Below are 22,906 nucleotides of genomic sequence, written 5' to 3' on the forward strand. Positions count from 1 at the left end.
TAGGGATCATGGTACGTGCCCGGTCGGGCCGGTGGTCGAACGCCTGCTCCGGCTAGGCTCCACTCAGGCACGCTCGGGGCCCGCACGGCCAGTGGCGGCGAAGGCGACGTACGCGGGAGGCGGCGGGATGACAGTCCCGGGACGCAGGAGCAGTACCTTCATGAGGCTGCTGCGCAGCGGCTTCACCGACCCCTCGGCCGCCGCCCGGCTGCTCGACTCCGACGCGCTGGCCTCCGTACGCACCGATCCGGTGCTCCTCGACGCCCTCGGGGCCACCGCCGATCCCGACCTGGCCCTCCTCGGGCTCGTCCGGCTCGCCGAGGCGCAGAGCGCGGACGAGCGGCCCGCGCTCCTGGACACCCTCGTCAGCGCCAAGCCGCTGCGCGACCGCCTCCTCGGCGTGCTCGGCGCCTCCGAGGCGCTCGGCGACCACCTCGCCCGGCACCCCCGCGACTGGCACGCGCTCGTCACCTACGAGGCCGCCGACCTGCACCCGGGGCTCGCCGAGTTCGAGCAGGGACTCGCCCAGGCCCACGACCCCGTCGCCCTGCGCGTCGCCTACCGCCGCTGCCTGCTCTCCATCGCCGCCCGCGACGTCTGCGGCACCATCGACGTGGCCCAGACCGCCGCCGAGCTCGCCGACCTCGCCACCGCCACCCTGCGCGCAGCCCTGCGGATCGCGTCCGCCGCCGCCCCGGACGACGCCGCCGCCTGCCGGCTCGCCGTCATCGCCATGGGCAAGTGCGGGGGCAACGAGCTCAATTACGTCTCCGACGTCGACGTCATCTTCGTCGGGGAGACCGCCCCCGGCACCGACGAGGGCAAGGGCATCCAGGCCGCCACCCGCCTCGCCTCCCACCTCATGCGGATCTGCTCCGAGACCACCATCGAGGGCACCATCTGGCCCGTCGACGCCAACCTGCGCCCCGAGGGCCGCAACGGCCCCCTCGTCCGCACCCTCGCCTCCCACCTCGCCTACTACCAGCGCTGGGCCAAGACCTGGGAGTTCCAGGCCCTCCTCAAGGCCCGCGCCGTCGCCGGCGACGCGGACCTGGGAGCCCAGTACATCGACGCCATAACGCCGTTGGTCTGGCACGCCGCCGAACGCGAGAACTTCGTCGCCGACGTCCAGAAGATGCGCCGCCGCGTCGTCGACAACATCCCCGCGGCCCAGGTCGACCGCGAGCTCAAGCTCGGTCCCGGCGGCCTGCGCGACGTCGAGTTCGCCGTCCAGCTCCTCCAGCTCGTCCACGGCCGCAGCGACGCCGGCCTGCACTCCGGCTCCACCCTCGACGCCCTGCACGCCCTCGCCGCCGGCGGATACGTGGGCCGCACCGACGCCGCCCAGCTGAACGACGCGTACCGCTTCCTGCGCGCCATGGAGCACCGCATCCAGCTGTACCGGCTGCGCCGCACCCACCTCGTCCCCGAGGACGAGGCCGACCTGCGCCGCCTGGGCCGCTCGCTGGGGCTGCGCACCGAACCCGTCGCCGAACTCAACAAGGCCTGGCGCCGCCACGCCTCCGTGGTCCGGCGCCTGCACGAGAAGCTCTTCTACCGGCCGCTGCTCGACGCCGTCGCCCAGCTCGCCCCCGGCGAGGCCCGGCTCTCCCCCCGCGCCGCCGGCCAGCGCCTCGAAGCCCTCGGCTACGCCGACCCCGCCTCGGCCCTGCGCCACCTCGAAGCCCTCGCCTCCGGCGTCACCCGCAAGGCCGCCATCCAGCGCACCCTGCTCCCGGTCATGCTCGGCTGGTTCGCCGACTCCGCCGACCCGGACGCCGGCCTGCTGAACTTCCGCAAGGTCTCCGACGCCCTGGGCAAGACCCCCTGGTACCTGCGGCTCCTGCGCGACGAGGGCGCCGCCGCCGAGAACCTGGCCCGCGTGCTGTCCGCCGGCCGGCTCGCCCCCGACCTGCTGATGCGCGCCCCCGAGGCCGTCGCCCTGCTCGGCGACCCGGGCGGGCTCGCCCCCCGTACGCACGAGGCGCTGGAGCAGGAGGTGCTCGCCGCCGTCGGCCGCGCCGACAGCGCCGAGGCCGGCGTCGCGGCCGCCCGCGGGGTCCGCCGCCGCGAGCTGTTCCGTACGGCCGCAGCCGACATCATCCGCTCGTACGGTACGGAGGAGCGCCCGGCCGAGGAGGACGCCGGAGCCCTCGTGGACCGCGTCGGCGGCGCCGTCTCCGACCTCACCGCGGCGACCGTCGCCGGAGCCCTGCGCGCCGCCGTCCGCCACCACTGGGGCGAAACCCTGCCCACCCGCTTCGCGATCATCGGCGTCGGCCGCTTCGGCGGCCACGAACTGGCCTACGGATCCGACGCCGACGTCCTGTTCGTCCACGAACCCCGCGAGGGCGTCGACGAACAGGAGGCCGCCAAGGCCGCCCAGACCGTCATCGCCGAAATGCGCAGGCTGCTCCAACTCCCCACCGCCGACCCGCCGCTGCTCATCGACGCCGACCTGCGCCCGGAAGGCCGCTCCGGCCCCCTGGTCCGTACGCTGTCCTCGTACGCCGCCTACTACCGGCGCTGGTCCCTGACCTGGGAGAGCCAGGCCCTGCTGCGCGCCGAACCGGTCGCGGGCGACATGGAGCTCGGCGCCCGCTTCATCGAGCTGATCGACCCGCTGCGCTACCCGGTGGAGGGCCTCGGCGAGGACGCCGTACGCGAGATCCGCCGCCTGAAGGCGCGGATGGAGTCCGAACGCCTCCCGCGCGGCGCCGACCCCACGCTCCACACCAAGCTGGGCCGCGGCGGCCTCAGCGACGTCGAGTGGACCGTCCAGCTGATCCAGATGCAGCACGCCTGGTCGGAACCGGGCCTGCGCACCACCCGGACCCGCGAGGCCCTGGCCGCCGCGCACGCGGCCGGGCTGATCCCGACCGAGGAGGCGCAGATCCTGGACGAGGCCTGGGTACTGGCCACCCGTGTCCGCAACGCCGTGATGCTGGTCCGCGGCCGCGCCGGGGACACCTTCCCCTCGGAGGCCCGCGAACTGGGGGCGGTCGGCCGCTACCTCGGCTACGCGGAGGGCACGGTCGGCGAACTGCTCGACGACTACCGCCGCATCACCCGCCGCGCCCGCGCCGTCGTCGACGACCTGTTCTACGGGGCGTAGTCCGTCCGGGCCCGGGCCGTTCCGGCAGGAGCGGTCCGTGAGTCGTCACGGGATCGGGACTGCGCGAGCAAAATTCGTTCCTGCCAACGGCGGACACGCCGACGCTCATGCGATTCGAGCCTTCTGTCGATCCATTCGCGAGTTGTGAGCGGCGTGCACTCCCAGAGGATCGTCGCAGCCGGGGGCGCTGCCGAGGCACTGGAGAAAGCACTTCCGGAAGCAGAACGGATGACCGAAATGCGGCTGGTGCTCCGCATCGCGCCGGGAAGTCCTTGGGCAAGATCGGGTAGCTGTATTACGTTCGTGAATGTGCACCGGTTGAACCTGACCAGTCCAACCAGCTGCGCACACATGGCAATTCGCACGGGGGAGCGGAGCCAGGGCCGGTTCGGGCCGAAAGTGTCCAAGCCGACGGCTCCACGAACAGGCACCTGATCTCCGCACCCCTTTGTGCATGACGCAAAGGGAAGACTACGTGAATCGCAACACCATGCGCATCGGGGGCGTCGCCATACTTGCGGCACTGGCCCTGGGCCTCGGCGGTACTGCGGCGCAGGCGAGCACCGCACCGGCTGCCCCGACCGTCACCGCGGCAACGCAGGAGCAGCAGCAGGTGGTCCGATCGATGGCCACCGCACTGCTGAACTCCCCCATCGAATACAGCGCGGCCGAACGTGCCGAGCTGGTCGAGGTGGCGAACGGCGAGAGCGCTGCCGCAGGCAAGTTCGACGGCATCGTCAAGCTGTTCAAGAAGATCCCCGGCTTCGCCAAGGCCGTCGCCGGCACGTACAGCGAATTCAAGGCCTGGTACGACGGCCTGGCCTGGTATTGGAAGGCTCCTCTGACTGCCGCCGGCCTGGGCGGTGACCTGCTCACGATCTGGCAGCTCTTCCACTGATGAGCACTGAGCACTGAGCTCTGATCGAAAGGGGGCGTGTCGCAGCCATGGTTGCGGCACGCCCCGCAGCCCTGCCTGCGTGAACCCGAGAGGACACAAGACGTGGACACTCCCTCAGTTCCACCGCGTACCGCCGAAGAACAGCGCAAACCCGGATGGTTTCCGACTGCTCTCCTCTTCGGCGCGGTGTGCGCGGTTCTCCGCTTTGCCGACTCCTGGTCCTGGTGGGCCCTGCTGTGGGCGCCGTTGCTGGTCCTCGCCCTCGGCGCGACGGTGTACGAGTGGCAGCTCTTGGCACGTAGTCGATGGCGCATGGCCCCGGTGGAATGGGGGCTGCTCGCCGTCTCCCACCTCGGCCTCGCCGCCGCCCTTGCAGCCGTCTGGCTCGGCGCGCACTGAATGCCAGGTGTTACGCCGCCCGCGCGTCCGGGGGCAGGGGAGCGGAAGGCGCGGTCGCAGCCGTCGCACGTTCGGAGGGGATCGACCTCGCGGTCGGGCGCCACGGGGCGCGCCGCACCGGAGTCCGGCAGCCGGGGCGGGAGCAGCTCCCCGCAGGCGGTGGGCGAGGAGTCGGCTTCGGCTCGGCCCCGGTGGGCTCGGCGCGGCGTTCGCGAGCCGCTGCCGCCATCGCGGGCGGGTTGTTGTACGAGACCGTGCAGGTCACGATCCGGCCGGTGGGGAGCCGCTCGTGGTAACGGGCCAGGTAGCCGTTGCGCCGGCCGGGAGGGACTTGATGTGCGTGGCCAGACCGATCCCGCCCATGCTCAACCGACGAGGCGCGCGAGGTCAGTGCACGGGCGGGTAGTAAGGCTCGGGCTGCGGGCGGTTCTGGCAGTTGGCGTTGTTCCATTCGCGCTGGTAGGCCCTGTCGTACCCGATCTTGAAGCTGCGCTGCTTGGCGCTCGTCACCTCGTTGGGGTTGGGCACCCACAGCGGGTAGTTCTTCGGGCGGCACTGCCGGCCGTCGTCCGCCCCGCGGGCTTCGCCCTGCCTCAGCCCCTCGCAGGAGGCACGGGCCTTCTGGTCCGTGGAGACATGCCCCGTGGAGTAGTCCCAGACCGTGCCGTCCAGTCTGCAGAGGGTCGCGGCCGGTGCGATGGAGACCTGGCCGGACGAGGGCTGCGCCGCCAGGGCGACCGGTCCGAGGGTGAGCGACGCCGAGAGCGCGAGGCCCGTCAGCGCGAGCAGGTGTGAGCGACGCATGACTCTCCTCCGTCACGTCTTTTCACGTACCTCCCCTTCCAGTTCACTCCCGTGGGCAGGGCCCCGCCACTCGGCCACGCGCTGTGGCAAGATCCGGGGAAGGCTCTGACGCCTCGTGATCCGCCGACGTCCGTCGAGAAGCCACCGGGGGAGACATGCGCATCAGGCCGCCGGCCGCGGGCCCCTCCTGCGGCGCCGCGTGAGGACCGCGGGTTCGGCCGTCAAGGCCGTGGTCCGGTACCGGCGGCCGGGTCCCGAGTGCTGGGACGCCGTCGTCACGGCCGCCTGCGAGGAGACGCGCCACAGCTGGGACGCCGCCAGGGCGCTGGCCCAGGCCGGGCCCGCCGTCTCCGCGCACGCCGACCGGATCGCCAGGGCCCTCGACGAGCGGCGCGGCCGGGGGGACGAACTCGCCTGCGCCCTGGCCGGGCTGGGCGACCTCCGGGCGCTGCCCGCGCTGCGGCGCCTCGCGAGGGACGGCCACTTCCCGACCCACCGCATGCACGTCCGCGTCCTGGCCGCGCTGCCCGCCGCGGAGCTCCTCCCGGCGATGCGGGCGGTGCTGCGCCAGGACCCGCCGAAGTACCACGCGAGCACCTCCGTCCTCGAACTCCTCGCGCAGTGGGGCCCGGCCTCCGCGCCCGCCCTGCCCGAGGTGCTCCCGTACCTGGACGGCCCGTACGCCTACGACGCGCTGCGCGTCCTGGGCCGGACGGGCCCGGCCGCGGCCGGCGCCGCCGACCGGCTGGCCGGCTTCGCCACCGGCCGCGCCCCGCAGGCCCGGCGTCACCACCCGCGGCTGGCCGCCTGGGCGCACTGGAGGGCCACCGGGGATCCCGCGCTGGCCCTCGCCGTGTGCGGCGCGGCCGTGGGTTCCGGCAGCGCGAGCCACGGGCTGCCCTTCCTGGCCGATCTGGGGCCGCTGGCCGCCGCCCACGCGGACACCGTGCGCGCCCTGGTGGAATCGCCCGGGGCATGGACCCGCGTCGCCGCGGCCCACGCGTACTGGCGGATCACCGGGGACCCGGAACCCGCCGTGCCGGTGCTGCTGGCGGAGGTGGACCCCGAGTGGACGGGCCTGCCGGCCCTGCCGAGGCGGGAAGCGGTGCGCCACCTCGGCGAGATCGGCGCCCCGGCCGCAGCGGCGGCGCCCCTGCTGCGCCGGATCCTGGCGGCGGAGGAACGTCTCAGCCACCCCTACGACAGCGTGCGGATCCTCGCCGACGAGGCCTACGTCCGCACCCTCACCGAGGCGTTGGCGCGGATCGGCGCGAGCGCGGACGGCGGCCCGGCGGCGGCCCCGATGCCCGCGCCGGCGCCCTCGCCCGGGCTCCGGCGCGGGGTGCTGGTGCGATGGCTGGGCCCGCGCGGAGCGCGCACCCGCTGACCGCTCCCGTACGCGCCCCGCAGGGTGCGGGCGTACGCCGCGCAGGCGGCACCCACCCCCGCCGGCCTCGCGCCGCAGCCCTCAGGCCGTACCCCCCAGCAGGGAGCGGGCGTACGTCAGGAACGCGGCCAGGCCCAGGTCGAAGGCGGCGTCCGCGCGGCCCGGGCCTACGGCCGCCAGGGCGTCCGCGAGCAGCGGGGTCTCGGGGGAGGGCTCCCACATGGCCTCGGGGGCGGCCAGGTCCAGGGCCGAGCCGAGCACCAGGTTCTCCAGCGCCGTCAACAGCGGCATGACCCGGTCACGGGTGAACCCCGCCGCCAGCAGCATGCCGACCGCCCGCTCGTACTGGGCCAGCACCCGGGGGGCCCGCACCGGCGTGGTCATCAGCAGCGGGATGGCCCGCGGCGAGGCGGCGAAGGCGGCCCGGTACGAGCGCGCCCAGGCCTCCAGGGCCCGGTCCCACGGCTCCAGGTCCAGCGTTTCGCCGGCGATCCGATCGCATACGAGCTCCCGCACCAGCTCCACCACCCCCGCCCGGCCGTCCACGTGGTGGTACACCGACCCGGTCTGCACGCCCAGCGCCCGCGCGATCTGCGGGACGCTGAACTCGCCCTGCTCCGCGACCAGTTGCAGGGCGGTCGCGGCGATCCGCTCCCGGTCGAGGAGGGGGGTGCGCGGCCGTGCCATCGGTTTCTCCCGCCGTGAGGTCTTCCCGTACGCCAAAACCGGAGGCTACATTGCCGCGAACCTAAAGCCTTTAGGTTTTGGTCTCCCCGAAGGGTGTACCCCCGCATGCCCGCAACACCGGAACCGCCGACCGACAGACCACCCGCCCTGCGCCGCGCGGCGCTCGGCACCGCCGACATCTCCTTCTTCGTCGTCTCCGCCGCCGCCCCGCTCACCGTCATGGCCGGCGTCGCCCCCGTGGCGATCCTGCTCGGCGGCATCGGCGCCCCCGCCGGGTACCTCCTCGCGGGCCTCACCCTCGCCGTCTTCGCCGTCGGGTTCACCACCATGAGCCGCCACGTCCGCAGCAGCGGCGGCGCCTTCTACGCGTACGTCGCCCGCGGCCTCGGCAAGCGCGTCGGCATCGGCGCCGCCCTGCTCGCCCTCGTCGGCTACAACGGCATGGAGATCGGCGTCTACGGCCTGCTCGGCACCACCACCGCCGACACCGCCCACGCCCTCGCCGGCCTCGACGTCCCCTGGCTGCCCGTCTCCCTCGCCGGCCTCGCCCTCATCTGGTACGGCGGCTTCCGCTCCATCGACTTCGGAGCCAAGGTGCTCGGCGTCCTGCTCGTCGCCGAGACCGGGATACTCGTCCTGCTCGCGGGAGGCGTCCTCCTGAAGGGCGGCGCCCACGGACTCTCGGCCGGCTCCTTCGCCCCCGGCGCGGTCCTCGTCCCCGGCACCGCCGCCGTCCTGGCCTTCGCCTTCGCCGCGTTCACCGGCTTCGAGTCCACCGTCATCTACCGGCGCGAGGCCCGTGACCCCGACCGGACCATCCCGCGCGCCACCTACATCGCCGTCGCCTTCCTCGGCCTCTTCTACGCCTTCATCGTCTGGACCGTCATCCAGGCCTTCGGAGCGGAGGAGGTCGTGGCGGCCGCCGCCGAGGACCCCGGCGGCCTCTTCTTCGCCGCGATCACCACGTACGTCGGCCCCTGGGCGGCCGACCTCATGCACCTGTTCATCGTCACCAGCGTCATCGCCTCCCTCCTCGCCTTCCACAACGCCATCAACCGCTACGCGCTCGCCCTCGCCGAGGAGGGCGTACTGCCCGCCGCCCTCGGCCGGGTCCACCCGCGCCACCGCTCCCCGTACTTCGCCGGGCTCGTCCAGACCGCCCTCGGCGCAGTGATCGTCCTCGCCTTCGCGCTCGCCGGGGCCGATCCGTACCAGCAGCTGCTGCTCTGGGTGAACACGCCGGGCATGATCGGGCTCATGGCGCTGATGCTCCTCGCCGCGATCGCCGTACCCGTCTACTTCCGGCGCACCGCGCACACCGAGGGCCCCTGGCGGACCGTGGTCGCGCCGATCGCCGCCGCCCTGCTGCTGGCCGTCGCGATCTGCCTCGTCGTCTCCAAGGTGGGCCTGTTCACCATGGCCTCCACCACCGTCAACACCGTCCTCGTCGCCCTCGTCCCCGCCGTGTTCCTGGCCGGGCTCGGCCTCGCGCACCGCCTGGAGACCCGCCGCCCCGAGACCTACGCCCGCTTCGCCGCCGAGCCCGCGACCGACGTACCCGAAGGAGAACAGCCGTGCCCGCTGCCGACACCGTCCTCACCGGAGCCCGCGTCCGTACCCTCGACCCGGCCCGCCCCGAGGCCCGCGCGGTAGCCGTCCTCGGCGGCGAGATCCTCGCCGTCGGCGACGAGGCCGACGTACGCGACTGGCGCGGCCCCGCCACCGAGGTGCTCGACCTCGGCGGCGCCACCCTCACCCCCGGCCTGGCCGACGCCCACAGCCACCCCGTCTGGGGCATCGAGATGGCCACCGGCGCCGACCTCTCGGCCGTCCGCGACCTCGACCAGCTGCGGACCGCCCTGCGCACCGCGCCCCGCCTCGGAGGCTGGGTCCTCGGCCACGGCCTCGACCACAACGCCTTCGGCGGACGCCCCGTCGACAAGGCCCTGATCGAGGAGGCCCTGGCCGGCGCCCCCGCCTTCCTGCGCCTGTACGACGGCCACTCGGCCCTCGCCTCCGGCGCGGCCCTGGACGCCGCGGGCATCACCGGCCCGCGTACGTTCGACCAGCGCTCGGAGATCGTCTGCGATCCGGACGGCCGCCCCACCGGGCACCTCGTCGAGCACGCCGCGATGGCCCTGGTCGGCGCCCTCGCCCCCAAGCCCTCGGCCGCCGAGCGGCGCGCCCGGCTCACCGCCCTGCTCGGCGAGATGGCCGCCACCGGCCTCACCGGGGCCCATGTGATGGACCTCGGCGACGGCGACGTACCGGCCCTGCTCGCGGGCGTCGAGTACGACGGCGACCTGCCGCTGCGGCTGAACCTGGCGCCCTGGTGCATGCCGGGCGCCACCCCCGGGGACCTGGCGGAGCTGATCGAACTCCAGGGGCTGCGCGGCCGCCACTGGCAGGTCGGCGGGGTCAAGTTCTTCATGGACGGCACCGTCGAGGGCGGCACCGCCTGGCTGGAGCACGCCGACTGCCACGGCCGGGGCACGGAGGCCTTCTGGCCCGATCCCGAGGCCTACTCGGCGGCCGTACGGACCCTCGACGCGGCCGGGGTGCGCACCGCGACGCACGCCATCGGCGACGCGGCCGTCCGCCACGTCCTGGACACGGTGGCCTCGCTGGGCGCCCGCGCCCGGATGCGGCACCGGATCGAGCACATCGAGACCGTCCCGGACGACCAGCTGAAGCGGTTCGCGGAGCTCGGCGTGATCGCCTCGATGCAGCCGCCGCACACCGCGTACACCCGGGCCGACCACAGCGACGAGTGGTCGAAGCGGCTGGGCGCGGACCGGGCGGGGAGGGCCTGGCGCTGCCGGGACCTGCGCGAGGCGGGGGCCGTGCTGGCCCTGGGCTCCGACTGGCCGATCGCCCACCACGACGCCCGCCGGGTCCTGGCCGTCGCCCGCAGCCCCCTGGGCGCGGCCGTCGCCGGACCCGCCCTGACCGGGCTGATGGCCCTGGAGGGCATGACCTCGCACGCGGCGATCGCGGCGGGGGAGCAGCGGGTGGCGGGCCGGATCGCGGCCGGCTTCCGGGCGGACCTGACGGCCTTCGCGCTCGACCCCGTGGAGACCGCCCCGGACGAGCTGGCACAGGCCCCGATCCGGCTCACGATGTCGGGCGGCCGGATCACGTACCGCGAGGAGGCGTGACGACGGTCAGGCGTGCAGGAGGCTCTGCGGCAGGTAGGCGGAGGTGACGCCGAGCCGCCAGCCGTGGACCTGGACGGCCAGCGCGGCCAAGGCGATGGTGGCGACTGGGAGGAGGGAGCGGGCGGGCGCGTCCTCGGCCGCGCCCTCGCGGAAACCGGCGAGTATCCCGGCCAGGGCGCGCTCGAAGGCGGCCTGGTCGTCGTCCAGCAGGACGCGCAGCAGCCGCTGGTCCGCAGTGAGCACCTCGAAGCCGTCCAGCCGCCGGGCGGCCTCGGCGCGCTCGGCGGCCTCGGGCTTGCGGAGGGTCGTGTCCGGCCGGTCCCGCGGCAGGTGTCCGGCCGCCGGCGTCAGGTAGAGGCACAGCGCGTCCATCTCGGCGAGCTCGGCCGGGTCGGAGTGCGAGTCGAGCGGCGAGTACGGCACGCCGTCGCGCAGGGCCGGTGCGTAGTCGTTCCGCAGCAGCAGGCCGATCACCCGGTCCCGCTCCCGGACCAACCCGCAGGCCACGCACAGCGCGAAGGCGTCCAGCCAGGTCCGGGCCGTGGGCGCCCGGTCGACGGCGTCGCCGCCGAAGGAGAGGTCCATGCTGCTGAGCTCCTCGTGGAGGAGCGGGAACGGCACTTCGAAGTCGCCGTTCGGGAAACAGCCGAGGGAGAGCTCCCCCAACGCGCATTCGGCCGCCGTCAGCAGCGCGCGGCGTGCGACGGCCCCGGTCAGCCCCGGGTCCGCCTGCGTCCGCGCGCCGACGTGGTCGAGGAGGTCCCGACGGGTCTCGTGGAGCCCCTTCAGGGACAGCCCGCCGCCGTACCGCAGCCGGTACCAGTGGTCGTAGGCCCGTCCCGGGACATCTTCCAGGGCCTCGGTCATCCGGTGCTCGCCGACCTCGTGCCGCTCCACGTCCTGCACACCGCCTCCTTGATCGTTCCTGCTGGCGAGGCGCACGCTCACAACACCCACTGACATCGCCCGACCAGGGCGGCTCAGGCCCCGCGGAACCGGTTCAGCAGGGCCGACGTGGCGGGATGCGGTCCCGTCTCCTCCGGCTCGCGCGGCAGCCGGTGCGGCAGCGAGCCGTACCAGGCGCGCGAGACGGTGTAGCCGAACGCGAGGCAGAGCATGCCGCCCACGGCGTCCAGCCAGAAGTGGTTGGCGGTGGCCACGATGACCAGGAGGGTGGCCACCGGGTAGAGCAGGCCCAGGATCCGGGCCCACGGGGCGGAGGCGACCGCGAAGATCGTCAGTCCGCACCAGAGCGACCACCCTATGTGCATGGAGGGCATGGCCGCGTACTGGTTCGACATGTGCTTGAGGTTGCCGGAGGCCATCGAGCCCCAGGTGTGGTGGACCAGCACGGTGTCGACGAAGTGCCCGCCGTTCATCAGCCGCGGCGGCGCGAGCGGGAAGAAGTAGTAGCCGAGCAGGGCCACGCCCGTGGTGGCGAAGAGGACCATGCGGGTGGCCGCGTAACGCCCCGGATGGAAGCGGTAGATCCACACCAGGACGCCGATGGTCACGATGAAGTGGAGGGTGGCGTAGTAGTAGTTCATGCCGACGATCAGCCACGTCACCGAGTTCACGGCGTGGTTGACCGACTGCTCCACCGCGATGCCGAGGGTGCGTTCGAGGTCCCACAGCCAGTCGGCGTTCGCGAGGGCGTCCGCCTTCTGCTCGGGCACCGCGTTGCGGATGAGCGAGTACGTCCAGTAGCTGACCCCGATGAGCAGGATCTCGAACCAGATCCGCGGCCGGCGCGGGGCGCGCAGCCGGGGCAGGAGAGCGCGCTGAGCAACCGGACGGGCCTCATCGCCGACCACGCGGGATGACGGCACTTCCGTCCGGGTTTCCAGTGTCTTCACGCTCGATTCACCCATGGGGAAAGAGTCTGCCAGATGCGCTCTCGCCTTCGATCATCCCTCGGGACGGTCTGGGGCGCAGCACGCTCACCCCTGGGGAGTAGACGGTCCCCTACTCTCCCGGCCTCCGGCCGGGAGGTGCCCCCAGCTGCGGGCCGGAGGCGGTGGATCCGCGGACCACCAGCTCGGGGAGGAAGACGAACTCGCTGTGCGGGGCCGGCGTACCGCCGATCTCCTCCAGGAGCGTACGGACCGCCGCCTGCCCCATGGCCTGCACCGGCTGCCGGATGGTGGTCAGCGGCGGATCGGTGAACGCTATGAGGGGGGAGTCGTCGAAGCCGACGACCGAGACGTCCTGCGGCACCCGCAGCCCCTGCTGCCGGGCCGCACGGATCGCCCCGAGCGCCATCATGTCGCTCGCGCACACGACGGCGGTGCAGCCGCGCGCGATGAGCGCGGTCGCCGCGGCCTGCCCGCCCTCCAGGGTGTACAGGGAGTGCTGGATCAGCTCCTCGACCTCGGCCTCGTCGAGACCGAGCCGCTCCTTCATCCCGAGCCGGAAGCCCTCGATCTTGCGCAGGACGGGCACGAACCGCTTGGGCCCGACCGCCAGCCCGATCCGGGTGTGGCCGAGCGCGGTCAGGTGGGTCACGGCGAGCTGCATGGCGGCGCGGTCGTCGGGGGAGACGAAGGGGGCCTGCACCCTGTCGGAGAACCCGTTGATCAGGACGTACGGGACGCCCTGCCCGCGGAGTTGGTCGTAGCGGCCCATGTCGGCGGTGGTGTCGGCGTGCAGCCCGGAGACGAAGATGATGCCGGAGACCCCGCGGTCGACCAGCATCTCGGTGAGCTCGTCCTCGGTGGACCCGCCGGGCGTCTGGGTGGCCAGCACCGGGGTGTACCCCTGCCGGGTCAGCGCCTGGCCGATGACCTGCGCGAGCGCCGGGAAGATGGGGTTGTCCAGCTCGGGGGTTATGAGGCCGACGAGCCCCGCGCTGCGCTGGCGCAGCTTGACCGGGCGCTCGTAGCCGAGCACGTCGAGCGCGGCCAGCACCGATTCACGGGTGCCGGCGGCCACACCGGGCTTGCCGTTGAGCACGCGGCTGACTGTGGCTTCGCTGACCCCCGCCTGGGCTGCGATGTCGGCTAGCCGTGCGGTCACGGGATTGGACTGTACCGGTCCCCGGCTCACAACGCCCACCACGTGCACGAATCCGGCGGCAGCAGCACGGTCCGGCCGTCGGTCTCCACCGGCGCGCTGGAGAGTACGGGGCGCCCCGGCGCGGGGAGTTCGAGCGGCTCGGAGCGGCTGTTGAGGGTGCAGGCGAACCCGGGCCGAGTGAAGAGGAGCATGCCCTCGGGCGCCGGCAGCCAGGTCAGCGGGCCGGCGTCGGGGGAGCCGAGGCCGGGCAGCGCGCGGCGCAGCTCCAGGGCGGCGCGGTACAGCTCCAGCGTGGAGTGGGGGTCGCCGGTCTGGGCGGCGACGCTGAGCGGGGCCCAGTCGGCGGGCTGCGGCAGCCAGCTGCCGGCCGGCCCGAACCCGTACGGGGGCCGCTCGCCGGACCAGGGCAGCGGGATGCGGCAGCCGTCACGCAGCCCGTCCTGCCCGGCCGAGCGCAGGAAGGCGGGGTCCTGGCGCACGGCGTCGGGGAGGTCGGCGACCTCGGGCAGGCCGAGCTCCTCGCCCTGGTAGAGGTAGGCCGACCCGGGCAGGGCGAGCATCAGCAGCGCGGCGGCCCGGGCGCGGGCCAGGCCCCGGGCGCCGCCCCCGTACCGCGTGACGTGGCGTACGACGTCGTGGTTGGACAGCACCCAGGTGGTGGTGGCGCCGACGGAGGCGGTGGCGGCCAGGGACTCGTCGATGACGGTCCGCATCGCCCCGGTCTCCCAGGGACAGTTCAGGAAGCGGAAATTGAAGGCCTGGTGCAGTTCGTCGGGCCGTACGTACAGGGCGAGCCGCTCGGACGTCGGCGCCCAGGCCTCCGCGACGCCGATGCGCGGGCCCTCGTAGGAGTCGAGCAGCCGCCGCCAGGAGCGGTGGATCTCGTGGACGCCGTCCTGGTCGAAGAAGGGGAGCGGCTCGGTGCCGATCAAGGTGGCCTGGGCGCCGCGCCCGATGTCGGGCATACCGGGCGCCTTGACCATGCCGTGGGCCACGTCGATGCGGAACCCGTCCACGCCGAGGTCGAGCCAGAAACGCAGGACGGAGGAGAACTCCTGCGCCACCTCGGGGTGCTCCCAGTTCAGGTCGGGCTGCTCGGGGGCGAAGAGGTGCAGGTACCAGGCCCCGTCGGGGGTGCGGGTCCAGGCGGGGCCGCCGAAGACGGACTCCCAGTCGTTGGGCGGGAGCTCCCCGCCGGGTCCGCGGCCGGGGCGGAAGTGGTAGCGGGCCCGGGCCTCGCCCCCGGGGTCGGCGAGGGCCTCCCGGAACCAGGCGTGCCGGTCGGAGGTGTGGTTGGGCACCACGTCCACGATGACCCGCAGGCCCAGTGCGTGGGCGGCCCGGACGAGCTCGTCGGCGTCGGAGAGGTCCCCGAAGAGGGGGTCGACGGCCCGGTAGTCGGCGACGTCGTAGCCGCCGTCCGCCTGCGGGGAGACGTAGAAGGGGGTGAGCCACACGGCGTCGACCCCGAGCCGGGCCAGGTGGGGCAGGCGGGTGCGCACCCCCTGGAGGTCGCCGATGCCGTCGCCGTCGCTGTCCGCGAAGGAGCGTACGTACACCTGGTAGATGACGGCATCGCGCCACCAGCCGCCGCTTCCGGTGGCGTTGCTGGAAGCGCTTGCAAGCCGGGCGGCGGTCAGCTCATGGGTCATATCGGGGTCAACGCGTCTACATGCCCCCTGGTTGCGGGCTGGTCGCGGGCCTGCGCACCCGAAGGACGTTCGATCCGACAGCAAGTTGCGGCAACCGTCCGGACACACGGATGTAACGATCAGCGTCTCTTGCAGAAAATTGCCGCAAGCTCTTTCGGTCGGCTTTCAGGCTTGTTACGTTCCCTGCAACTCGGGACCGCGAGGGCGCGGCCGGGATCATCGAAGGAGTTCATATGCGGCGTGGCATAGCGGCCACCGCGCTGGTCGCGACCCTGGCGCTCGCGGCGACGGCTTGCGGCGGTGACGACAAGGGCGGCGACGAGACCAAGGCCGGCGGGGAGCTCTCCGGCACGGTCACGTGGTGGGACACCTCGAACGACGCCGAGAAGGCCAGCTTCCAGAAGATCGCCGAGGCGTTCACCGCGAAGCACCCGAAGGTCACCGTCAAGTACGTCAACGTCCCGTACGGCGACGCGCAGAACAAGGTCAAGAACGCCTTCAGCAGCGGTTCCGAAGCCCCTGACGTGATCCGCGCGGACGTCGGCTGGGTCGCCGACTTCGCCTCCCTCGGCTACCTCGACGAGGTCCCGGCCGAGACGGCCAAGAAGGTCGACGCCGAGTTCCTGCCGCAGGCCGCGGCCAGCGGCAAGTACGAGGGCAAGACCTACGCGGTCCCGCAGGTCATCGACACCCTCGGCCTCTTCTACAACAAGAAGATGCTCGCCGACGCCGGCGTCCAGCCCCCCAAGACCCTGGAGGAGGTCAAGACCGCCGCCGCCGCGATCAAGGCGAAGACCGGCAAGGCCGGCCTCTACCTGCGCGGCGACGACTCCTACTGGTTCCTGCCGCTGATCTACGGCGAGGGCGGCGACCTCGTCGACGCGAAGAACAAGACGGTCACCGTCGACAACCCGGCCGGCGTCAAGGCGTTCAAGACCGCCCGCGACCTGGTCACCTCGGGTGCGGCGATCACCAACGCCACCGACGGCTGGACCAACATGCAGACCGCCTTCAAGTCGGGCGAGGCCGCGATGATGATCAACGGTCCGTGGGCCGTCGCCGACACCTACGCCGGTGACCAGTTCAAGGACAAGGCCAACCTCGGCGTCGCCGCCGTCCCGGCCGGCTCCGTCAAGGCCGGTGCCCCGCAGGGCGGGCACGACCTCGCCGTCTACGCCGGTTCCAAGAACCGCGCCGCCGCGCACGCCTTCGTCGAGTACATGACCTCGCAGGACGTGCAGGTGCAGTCCACCAAGGAGCTCAGCCTGCTCCCGACCCGGGCCGCCGCCTACGAGCAGCCGGACGTCAAGTCCAGCGAGATGGTCCAGTTCTTCAAGCCGGCCGTGGACAAGGCCGTCGAGCGCGCCTGGATCCCGGAGAACGGCTCCCTCTTCGAGCCGCTGAAGGTCGAGTACACCAAGGCGATCACCGGGGCGTCGAGCCCGGAGGACGCGGCCAAGTCGGCCGGCACCGAGTTCCGCAAGATCCTCAAGGGCTGGAAGTAGACAAGACGATGGCTGCTCACACCAGCCAGTCGGTGGCGAAGGCCGCGGGCGGCGACGGGGAAGACTCCGTCGCGGCCCGCGGCCGGAGCCGCAGGACTGACAGCGCGAAGCGCGGTGGCCTGGGGCGCGCCCTGGCCACCCACTGGTACGCCTGGGCCATGGTCGCCCCGGTGGTGCTCGTCCTCGGCGTGATCATCGGCTGGCCGCTCGCCCGCGGCGTCTACCTGTCGCTGACCGACGCCAACGAGCGCAACGTCGGCCGTACGATCGGCGCCAACCACATCGAGGCGACGTACACGTTCGTCGGCCTCGACAACTACGCCGACGTCCTGGCCGACCCGGTGTTCCTGCAGCGGCTGGTGTGGACGGTGGTGTGGACCGTCCTGTGCGTGTCGATCACCTTCACGCTCGGACTGGCCCTGGCCAACATGCTGAACCGGGACTTCCGGGGCCGCGCCGCCTACCGCATGGCGCTCATCCTGCCCTGGGCCGTCCCCGGCTTCGTCTCCGTCTTCGCCTGGCGGTTCCTGTTCAACCGCGACAGCGGCATCCTGAACAAGATCCTCGACGGGGGCGGCATTTCGGCGATCCCGTGGCTCGACGACCCGACCTGGGCGAAGTTCTCGGTCGTCGCCGTCAACGTCTGGCTCGGCGTCCCGTTCATGATGGTCGCCCTGCTCGGCGGGCTGCAGTCGATCCCCGGCGAGCTGTACGAGGCCGCCGAGATGGACGGGGCCACGTCCTGGCAGCGGTTCCGGCACATCACCCTGCCCGGTCTGCGGGCGGTGAGCATGACCGTGATCCTGCTCTCCACCATCTGGACCTTCAACATGTTCCCGGTGATCTTCCTGCTGACGCGGGGCGGACCGGGCGATTCCACGGAGATCCTGGTGACCCAGGCCTTCCGGGAGGCGTTCGTGGCCAGTCCGCGCGATTTCGCCGGCTCCGCCACCTGGGGCGTGCTCATCCTCGCCCTGCTCATGATCTTCGCGCTGGTCTACCGGCGCTCGCTGCGCAAGCAGGGAGAGGTGTGGTGACCGTGACGACGACCGACGTCCCCGCGACCCAGCAGGGCGCGACCCGGCCGAGTGCGGCCCAGCAGGGCGTGCGCAAGAGGGGCGAGCGCTCCCCCCTCGCCTCCGCCGGACTGCACGCCACCCTGATCGTCGCGTCCGTGATCGCCGTCTTCCCGGTGCTGTGGGTCCTGCTGACCTCCATCAAGCCCGCGAAGCACGCCATCTCCACGGACTTCGTGAAGGAACCGACCCTGGAGAACTACCGGTACCTGGTGGAGTCGACCTCCTTCTTCACCTGGTTCGGCAACTCCGTGCTCGTGGCCGGCATCACCACCGTCCTCGGCGTGTTCATCGCCGCCACCACCGGCTACGCCGTCAGCCGGTTCAAGTTCCCCGGCATGAAGCCGCTGATGTGGACCCTGCTCGTCACGCAGATGTTCCCGATGGCCATCCTGATCGTCCCGCTCTACAACCTCATGGGAGACCTGGGGCTGCTCAACCAGCCGCTCGGGCTGATCATCACGTACCTCACCATCGCCGTGCCGTTCTGCGCCTGGATGATGAAGGGGTTCTTCGACACCATCCCGGTCGAGATCGACGAATCCGGCCGCGTCGACGGACTCAACCCCTTCGGCACCTTCTGGCGGCTGATCCTGCCGCTGGCCAAGCCCGGCCTCGCCGTCACCGGCTTCTACTCGTTCATCACCGCCTGGGGCGAGGTCGCATACGCCTCCGCCTTCATGGTCGGCGACGAACACCTCACCCTCGCCGGGGGCCTGCAGACCTTCGTCACGCAGTACACCTCCAACTGGGGTGCGATGAGCGCCGCTTCGGTCCTCATCGCCATCCCGGCGGCCATCTTCTTCCTCTTCGCCCAGCGTCACCTCGTCGCCGGGATGACGGCAGGCGCGACCAAGGGCTGACGCCCCTCCCGCGACCCAGGGCCGACCACCCTGCCTGCCCCCTCACACCCCCGGCCCGATCTCTCCAAGGACGACATGACCCAGCACCTCGCCGACGCACTGACTTCGGACAGTGGCCTTCCCACCGCCACCGGCACCCGGCCCGGCTGGTGGAGAGAAGCGGTGATCTACCAGGTCTATCCGCGCAGCTTCGCCGACTCCAACGGGGACGGCATGGGGGACCTCGAAGGCATCCGCCGCCGCCTGCCCTACCTCAAGGAGCTGGGCGTCGACGCCGTCTGGCTCAGCCCCTTCTACGCCTCCCCGCAGGCCGACGCCGGCTACGACGTCGCCGACTACCGGGCCATCGACCCCATGTTCGGCACGCTGCACGACGCCGACGCCGTGATCCGCGAGGCGCACGGGCTGGGCCTGCGCATCATCGTGGACCTCGTCCCCAACCACTGCTCCGACCAGCACGAATGGTTCAAGCAGGCGCTGCGGGAGGGCCCCGGCACCCCGCTGCGCGAGCGCTTCCACTTCCGGCCGGGGCGCGGGGCCGACGGCTCCGAGCCGCCGAACGACTGGGAGTCGATCTTCGGCGGGCCGGCCTGGACCCGGGTGGCGGACGGGGAGTGGTACCTGCACCTCTTCGCCCCCGAGCAGCCCGACTTCAACTGGGAACACCCCGCCGTCCAGGACGAGTTCCGCTCCATCCTGCGCTTCTGGCTCGACCTGGGCGCGGACGGCTTCCGCATCGACGTGGCCCACGGGCTGGTGAAGGCCCCGGGCCTGCCCGACCTCGGGCGCGACGAGCAGCTCAAGCTGCTCGGCAACCAGGTGCTGCCCTTCTTCGACCAGGACGGGGTCCACGAGATCTACCGCTCCTGGCGGAAGGTGCTCGACGAGTACGCCGGCGACCGCATCGGCGTCGCCGAGGCGTGGACCCCGAGCGCGGACCGCACCGCCCTGTACCTGCGCCCCGACGAGCTGCACCAGGCCTTCAACTTCCACTACCTCGGCACGGGATGGGACGCGCAGGCGCTGCGCGCCGCGATCGACGACTCGCTCGACTCGATGCGGCCGGTGGGCGCGCCGACGACCTGGGTGCTGTCCAACCACGACGTCGTACGCCACCGCACGCGCTTCGGCAGCCTGGAGCGGGCGCGGGCCGCCGCGCTGCTGATGCTGGCGCTGCCGGGGTCGGCGTACGTCTACCAGGGCGAGGAGCTCGGCCTGCCGGAGGTCGAGGACCTGCCGGACGAGGTGCGCCAGGACCCCTCCTTCTTCAAGGCGAACGGGCAGGAGGGGCTGCGCGACGGCTGCCGCGTGCCGATCCCGTGGTCGGGCGACCGGGCCCCGTACGGCTTCGGCGACGGCGGCAGCTGGCTGCCGCAGCCGGCCGAGTGGGCCGCTCTGAGCGTGGAGGCCCAGACGGGCGACCCCGCCTCCACCCTGGAGCTGTACCGGGCGGCGCTGCGGATCCGCCGGGACCACGCCGACCTGGGCGCGGGTGACGCGGTGGAGTGGCTGGAGGCGCCGCGGGGCGTGCTGGCCTTCCGGCGCGGCGGCTTCGTCTGCACGGTCAACACGACGGGGGAGCCGGTACGGATGCCCGCGCCGGGGGCGGTGCTGCTCGCGAGCGGCGAGGTCACGGACCCCGGGGTCCTCGGCGCCGACACGGCGGTGTGGTGGCAGGGGTGACCTCCCCGCTCCGGCTGACGGACATCGCCGCGCAGGCCCAGGTCAGCGAGGCGACGGTCAGCCGTGTGCTCAACGGCAAGGCGGGCGTGGCGGCCGGCACCCGGCACCGGGTGCTGGCCGCCATGGACCTGCTGGGCTACGAGCGCCCGGTACGGCTGAGGCGCCGCAGCAACGGGCTGGTCGGTCTGCTGATTCCGGAGCTGACCAACCCCATCTTCCCGGCGTTCGCCCAGGTCATCGAGCAGGCGCTGGCGGGCCACGGCTACACGCCGGTGCTGTGCACGCAGACGCCGGGCGGGGCCACCGAGGACGAGCTGGTGGAACAGCTGGAGGAGCGCGGGGTCACGGGGATCGTCTTCCTGTCGGGGCTGCACGCGGACGCGTCGCTGGACCCGTCCCGCTACCAGCGGCTGTCGTCGCGGGGCGTGCCCTTCGTCCTGATCAACGGGTTCAACGAGCACGTCAACGCCCCGTTCATCTCGCCGGACGACCGTGCGGCGGCGGACATGGCGGTACGTCATCTCGCGGACCTGGGCCACCGGCGCATCGGCCTGGCGATAGGGCCGACCCGGTACGTTCCGTCGGCCCGCAAGGAGGCGGGGTTCAAGGCGGCGCTGCCGTCCGCCGAGTCGCAGGGCCTGATCCAGCGGACGCTGTTCACGGTGGAGGGGGGCCACGCGGCGGGCGGCGCCCTGCTGGAACGCGGCTGTACGGGCATCGTGTGCGGCAGCGATCCGATGGCGCTCGGCGTGATCCGTGCGGCGAGGGAGCGGGGGCTGAGGGTCCCCGAGGACGTCTCGGTCGTCGGCTTCGACGACTCCCCGCTGATCGCCTTCACGGACCCGCCGCTGACGACGGTCCGCCAGCCGGTCCGCGCGATGGCCACGGCGGCGGTGGGCGCCCTCCTGGAGGCGGTGGCCGGCACCCCGGTCCAGCGCACCGAGTACGTCTTCCAGCCGGAACTGGTGGTCAGGGGTTCGACGGCCCAGGTCCCGGAAGCCACGGCCCTCTAGGTCGTGTCCGGTGGACGCCGCAGGGGCGACCGACGTCTCCGTCGGGCCGCCCCTGCGGGCCGGGCGCCGGATCAGGCACCGATGTGCTGCCCCGTCAGCCACTCCCGCTCGCCGCTCTTCTCGCAGGACGAGTTGTAGACCGGGCCGGCGAACGCCGGGAGGTTGTGCGGGACCGCGGCGAACGTGGAGCAGTTCGACGCGCGCTCCGAGCGGCCGCCGGTGAAGTAGTCGACGTCGAGCCCGTCGTCGGCCAGGGCGGCACCGGCCCCGCCCAGCAGGATGCCGGCGGCCAGGACGGACGCGGTGACAGCAGAACGAATACGCATGACTCCCCTAAGGTTCATCGGAGGGACGCGCTGTTCGGTCCGCGCGTCGGCCGGTCCAACAGTCCATGAGCGCCACGGGGAACGGGCGTTCACTCCAATGCCCGCAGCTGTATCGTTTCGACACTTTGCGCCCCCGTGCGCGCCCCCCGGCTAGACGGCGACCTTGCCCACGCCGCCCATGGGCCGGGTGGCGCTTTGGGAGATCTGCCAGAGCTGGCCTTCGCGGTTGCTGACGTAGAGCCGGCCGGCGGGGTCCAGGGCCAGGCCCTCGCACGTCGCCAGACCGCTCGCCACCACCCGCTGCGCGCCGTCGGCCAGGGTGATCTCGTACAGGCGGCCGTTCAGGTGGTCGAGGGCGAAAGCCCTGCCGTCGCCGGTGAGCTCCATGCGCATGGCGCTCGCTCCGGGGAGGGTGGTCACGAGGCGCTTGGCGCCGTCGGCCAGGCCGACCTCGTACACCGTGCCGCCGTGGTCCTTCTGGCCGACGTACGCCTTGCCCTTGCCGTCCAGTGCCACCGCGGAGACGCCGACCGGCAGGCCGGTGGCGACCGTGGCCTTCTGCCCGGTCCGCAGGTCCACCGCGACGAGTTTGCCCTCGCTGTGGCTGACGACGTACGCCTTGCCCGCGCCGTCGAGCGCGAGGCCGTACGCGCCGGGGACACCGGCGACCGTGCCGGCGGTGCCGGCGGACAGGTCCACCACGAGCAGGCGCGCGTTGCCGTAGTCGGCGGCATAGGCCTTGCCCGTGCCGTCCGGCTTCACGTCGCAGATGTCGCCGAGGCCGGTCGCGACCACGCGCTGCGCGCCGGTGGCGATCTTCACCGCGGACAGCTTCTGGCCGCCGCGGTCGGCCACGAACGCCGTGTCCTGGGACGGGTCCACCGCGAGGCCCTCCGAGGTGCCCAGGCCCGTGGTGATGAGGGCGAAGCTCCGCTTGGCGGCTATCAGCTTCGACACGTCCTCCAGCTTCGGCATGTCGTCCTCGCCGATGCTCACCTTCGGCGGTCCGGCCGCTTTCAGCGTCGACGAGGCCATGGCGGAGGTCGAAACGGGGTTCTCGGCGACCTGACGCTGATCCGCGGACACGGCGTGGAATTTCTGGAAGAGGGGGCCCAGGAACCCCATGACGTCGAACGCGCCGTGCGCCGTCTGGCGCACGAGCCACGCGTCCCGCTCACTCTCCAGTTTCCGTACGGCCTCCGAGACGTCCCCTGCGCCGGGTGTGTCCTCGTCGAGGGATTCGGCGGACTGCCTGGCGGAGTCGGCACCGCTGCCGCCGCCGTCGAAGATGTTTCCGAAAGACACGGGTGTTCCTCCTGAAGTGG

Annotated in this window: 19 protein-coding genes; 11 read left to right on the top strand and 8 right to left on the bottom strand. The window is 72.6% G+C overall.

Going from position 1 to position 22,906, the window contains the following annotated elements; genetic code table 11:
• Positions 1–127 precede the first annotated feature (127 nt).
• The 3 genes from CP980_RS23580 (at position 128) to CP980_RS23590 (ending at position 4,412) form a co-directional block, all read left to right on the top strand.
• Positions 128–3,115: a bifunctional [glutamine synthetase] adenylyltransferase/[glutamine synthetase]-adenylyl-L-tyrosine phosphorylase gene (locus CP980_RS23580; RefSeq protein WP_150529024.1), complete on the top strand. Its 2,988-nt coding sequence runs from the start codon at positions 128–130 to the stop codon at positions 3,113–3,115.
• Positions 3,116–3,590: 475 nt separating this feature from the next.
• A complete protein-coding gene (locus tag CP980_RS23585) occupies positions 3,591–4,013 on the top strand; it encodes a hypothetical protein (RefSeq protein ID WP_132755736.1) in 423 nt (140 codons plus the stop codon).
• Positions 4,014–4,199: 186 nt separating this feature from the next.
• The gene (locus CP980_RS23590) at positions 4,200–4,412 is read left to right on the top strand and encodes a hypothetical protein (protein WP_099892894.1); all 213 of its coding nucleotides are present in this window, start codon (positions 4,200–4,202) and stop codon (positions 4,410–4,412) included.
• Positions 4,413–4,799: 387 nt separating this feature from the next.
• Here CP980_RS23590 and CP980_RS23595 read toward each other — a convergent pair whose 3' ends face one another.
• Positions 4,800–5,216: a hypothetical protein gene (locus tag CP980_RS23595; protein ID WP_150529025.1), complete on the bottom strand. Its 417-nt coding sequence runs from the start codon at positions 5,214–5,216 to the stop codon at positions 4,800–4,802.
• Positions 5,217–5,415: 199 nt separating this feature from the next.
• On the opposite strand from CP980_RS23595, the gene CP980_RS36400 reads away from it, so the two are divergent.
• On the top strand, positions 5,416–6,603 hold the full coding sequence (locus tag CP980_RS36400) for a hypothetical protein (protein ID WP_150529026.1): 1,188 nt from the start codon (positions 5,416–5,418) through the stop codon (positions 6,601–6,603).
• 81 nt (positions 6,604–6,684) lie between these two features.
• Here CP980_RS36400 and CP980_RS23605 read toward each other — a convergent pair whose 3' ends face one another.
• Positions 6,685–7,290, bottom strand: coding sequence for a TetR/AcrR family transcriptional regulator (locus CP980_RS23605; protein ID WP_132755742.1), 606 nt, complete (start codon positions 7,288–7,290; stop codon positions 6,685–6,687).
• 105 nt (positions 7,291–7,395) lie between these two features.
• On the opposite strand from CP980_RS23605, the gene CP980_RS23610 reads away from it, so the two are divergent.
• Together CP980_RS23610 and CP980_RS23615 are read left to right on the top strand one after the other, a co-directional pair.
• On the top strand, positions 7,396–8,943 hold the full coding sequence (locus tag CP980_RS23610; protein ID WP_150529027.1) for an APC family permease: 1,548 nt from the start codon (positions 7,396–7,398) through the stop codon (positions 8,941–8,943).
• On the top strand, positions 8,865–10,448 hold the full coding sequence (locus CP980_RS23615; RefSeq protein ID WP_150529028.1) for an amidohydrolase: 1,584 nt from the start codon (positions 8,865–8,867) through the stop codon (positions 10,446–10,448). The genes CP980_RS23610 and CP980_RS23615 overlap by 79 nt, the downstream gene beginning before the upstream one ends.
• Positions 10,449–10,454: 6 nt before the next feature.
• Here the strand turns inward: CP980_RS23615 and CP980_RS23620 are convergent, their stop codons facing one another.
• The 4 genes from CP980_RS23620 to CP980_RS23635 all read right to left on the bottom strand — a co-directional run bounded on the left by CP980_RS23620 (position 10,455) and on the right by CP980_RS23635 (position 15,115).
• Positions 10,455–11,354 (bottom strand): immunity 49 family protein, encoded by a 900-nt coding sequence (locus CP980_RS23620; RefSeq protein ID WP_150529029.1) that lies wholly within the window; start codon positions 11,352–11,354, stop codon positions 10,455–10,457.
• 74 nt (positions 11,355–11,428) lie between these two features.
• A complete protein-coding gene (locus CP980_RS23625; RefSeq protein ID WP_132755748.1) occupies positions 11,429–12,319 on the bottom strand; it encodes a phosphatase PAP2 family protein in 891 nt (296 codons plus the stop codon).
• 94 nt (positions 12,320–12,413) lie between these two features.
• Positions 12,414–13,463, bottom strand: coding sequence for a LacI family DNA-binding transcriptional regulator (locus tag CP980_RS23630; RefSeq protein ID WP_132755749.1), 1,050 nt, complete (start codon positions 13,461–13,463; stop codon positions 12,414–12,416).
• Between the two features lie 26 nt (positions 13,464–13,489).
• A complete protein-coding gene (locus tag CP980_RS23635) occupies positions 13,490–15,115 on the bottom strand; it encodes a glycoside hydrolase family 13 protein (protein ID WP_132755750.1) in 1,626 nt (541 codons plus the stop codon).
• A gap of 233 nt (positions 15,116–15,348) precedes the next feature.
• Between CP980_RS23635 and CP980_RS23640 the strand changes: the two genes are divergently transcribed.
• From CP980_RS23640 to CP980_RS23660, 5 genes are all read left to right on the top strand, one after another.
• Positions 15,349–16,620: an extracellular solute-binding protein gene (locus tag CP980_RS23640; protein WP_150529030.1), complete on the top strand. Its 1,272-nt coding sequence runs from the start codon at positions 15,349–15,351 to the stop codon at positions 16,618–16,620.
• 8 nt (positions 16,621–16,628) lie between these two features.
• The gene (locus CP980_RS23645; RefSeq protein ID WP_099892916.1) at positions 16,629–17,657 is read left to right on the top strand and encodes a carbohydrate ABC transporter permease; all 1,029 of its coding nucleotides are present in this window, start codon (positions 16,629–16,631) and stop codon (positions 17,655–17,657) included.
• A 2-nt stretch (positions 17,658–17,659) separates the two neighbouring features.
• Positions 17,660–18,559 (top strand): sugar ABC transporter permease, encoded by a 900-nt coding sequence (locus CP980_RS23650; protein ID WP_373312938.1) that lies wholly within the window; start codon positions 17,660–17,662, stop codon positions 18,557–18,559.
• 75 nt (positions 18,560–18,634) lie between these two features.
• Positions 18,635–20,242: a glycoside hydrolase family 13 protein gene (locus tag CP980_RS23655; protein WP_150529031.1), complete on the top strand. Its 1,608-nt coding sequence runs from the start codon at positions 18,635–18,637 to the stop codon at positions 20,240–20,242.
• Positions 20,227–21,255 (top strand): LacI family DNA-binding transcriptional regulator, encoded by a 1,029-nt coding sequence (locus CP980_RS23660; RefSeq protein ID WP_150529032.1) that lies wholly within the window; start codon positions 20,227–20,229, stop codon positions 21,253–21,255. The genes CP980_RS23655 and CP980_RS23660 overlap by 16 nt, the downstream gene beginning before the upstream one ends.
• 71 nt (positions 21,256–21,326) lie before the next feature.
• Here the strand turns inward: CP980_RS23660 and CP980_RS23665 are convergent, their stop codons facing one another.
• Both CP980_RS23665 and CP980_RS23670 read right to left on the bottom strand, forming a co-directional pair.
• Complete coding sequence (locus tag CP980_RS23665; RefSeq protein ID WP_229907212.1) at positions 21,327–21,581, bottom strand: hypothetical protein; 255 nt, start codon at positions 21,579–21,581, stop codon at positions 21,327–21,329.
• Positions 21,582–21,731: 150 nt separating this feature from the next.
• Positions 21,732–22,886 carry a Vgb family protein gene (locus CP980_RS23670; protein ID WP_150529033.1) on the bottom strand — a complete coding sequence of 385 codons (1,155 nt, stop codon included), beginning with the start codon at positions 22,884–22,886 and terminating at the stop codon, positions 21,732–21,734.
• Positions 22,887–22,906: the final 20 nt, after the last annotated feature.

The organism is Streptomyces vinaceus (assembly GCF_008704935.1).
Classification (GTDB): domain Bacteria; phylum Actinomycetota; class Actinomycetes; order Streptomycetales; family Streptomycetaceae; genus Streptomyces; species Streptomyces vinaceus.

What these genes read in the sequence shown, in the direction of transcription:
- CP980_RS23580 (WP_150529024.1), top strand. Translation starts at nt 128, where the DNA reads ATGACAGTCCCGGGACGCAGGAGCAGTACCTTCATGAGGCTGCTGCGC.
- CP980_RS23595 (WP_150529025.1), bottom strand. Translation starts at nt 5,216, where the DNA reads ATGCGTCGCTCACACCTGCTCGCGCTGACGGGCCTCGCGCTCTCGGCG.
- CP980_RS23605 (WP_132755742.1), bottom strand. Translation starts at nt 7,290, where the DNA reads ATGGCACGGCCGCGCACCCCCCTCCTCGACCGGGAGCGGATCGCCGCG.
- CP980_RS23610 (WP_150529027.1), top strand. Translation starts at nt 7,396, where the DNA reads ATGCCCGCAACACCGGAACCGCCGACCGACAGACCACCCGCCCTGCGC.
- CP980_RS23625 (WP_132755748.1), bottom strand. Translation starts at nt 12,319, where the DNA reads ATGGGTGAATCGAGCGTGAAGACACTGGAAACCCGGACGGAAGTGCCG.
- CP980_RS23635 (WP_132755750.1), bottom strand. Translation starts at nt 15,115, where the DNA reads ATGACCCATGAGCTGACCGCCGCCCGGCTTGCAAGCGCTTCCAGCAAC.
- CP980_RS23640 (WP_150529030.1), top strand. Translation starts at nt 15,349, where the DNA reads ATGCGGCGTGGCATAGCGGCCACCGCGCTGGTCGCGACCCTGGCGCTC.
- CP980_RS23645 (WP_099892916.1), top strand. Translation starts at nt 16,629, where the DNA reads ATGGCTGCTCACACCAGCCAGTCGGTGGCGAAGGCCGCGGGCGGCGAC.
- CP980_RS23655 (WP_150529031.1), top strand. Translation starts at nt 18,635, where the DNA reads ATGACCCAGCACCTCGCCGACGCACTGACTTCGGACAGTGGCCTTCCC.
- CP980_RS23665 (WP_229907212.1), bottom strand. Translation starts at nt 21,581, where the DNA reads ATGCGTATTCGTTCTGCTGTCACCGCGTCCGTCCTGGCCGCCGGCATC.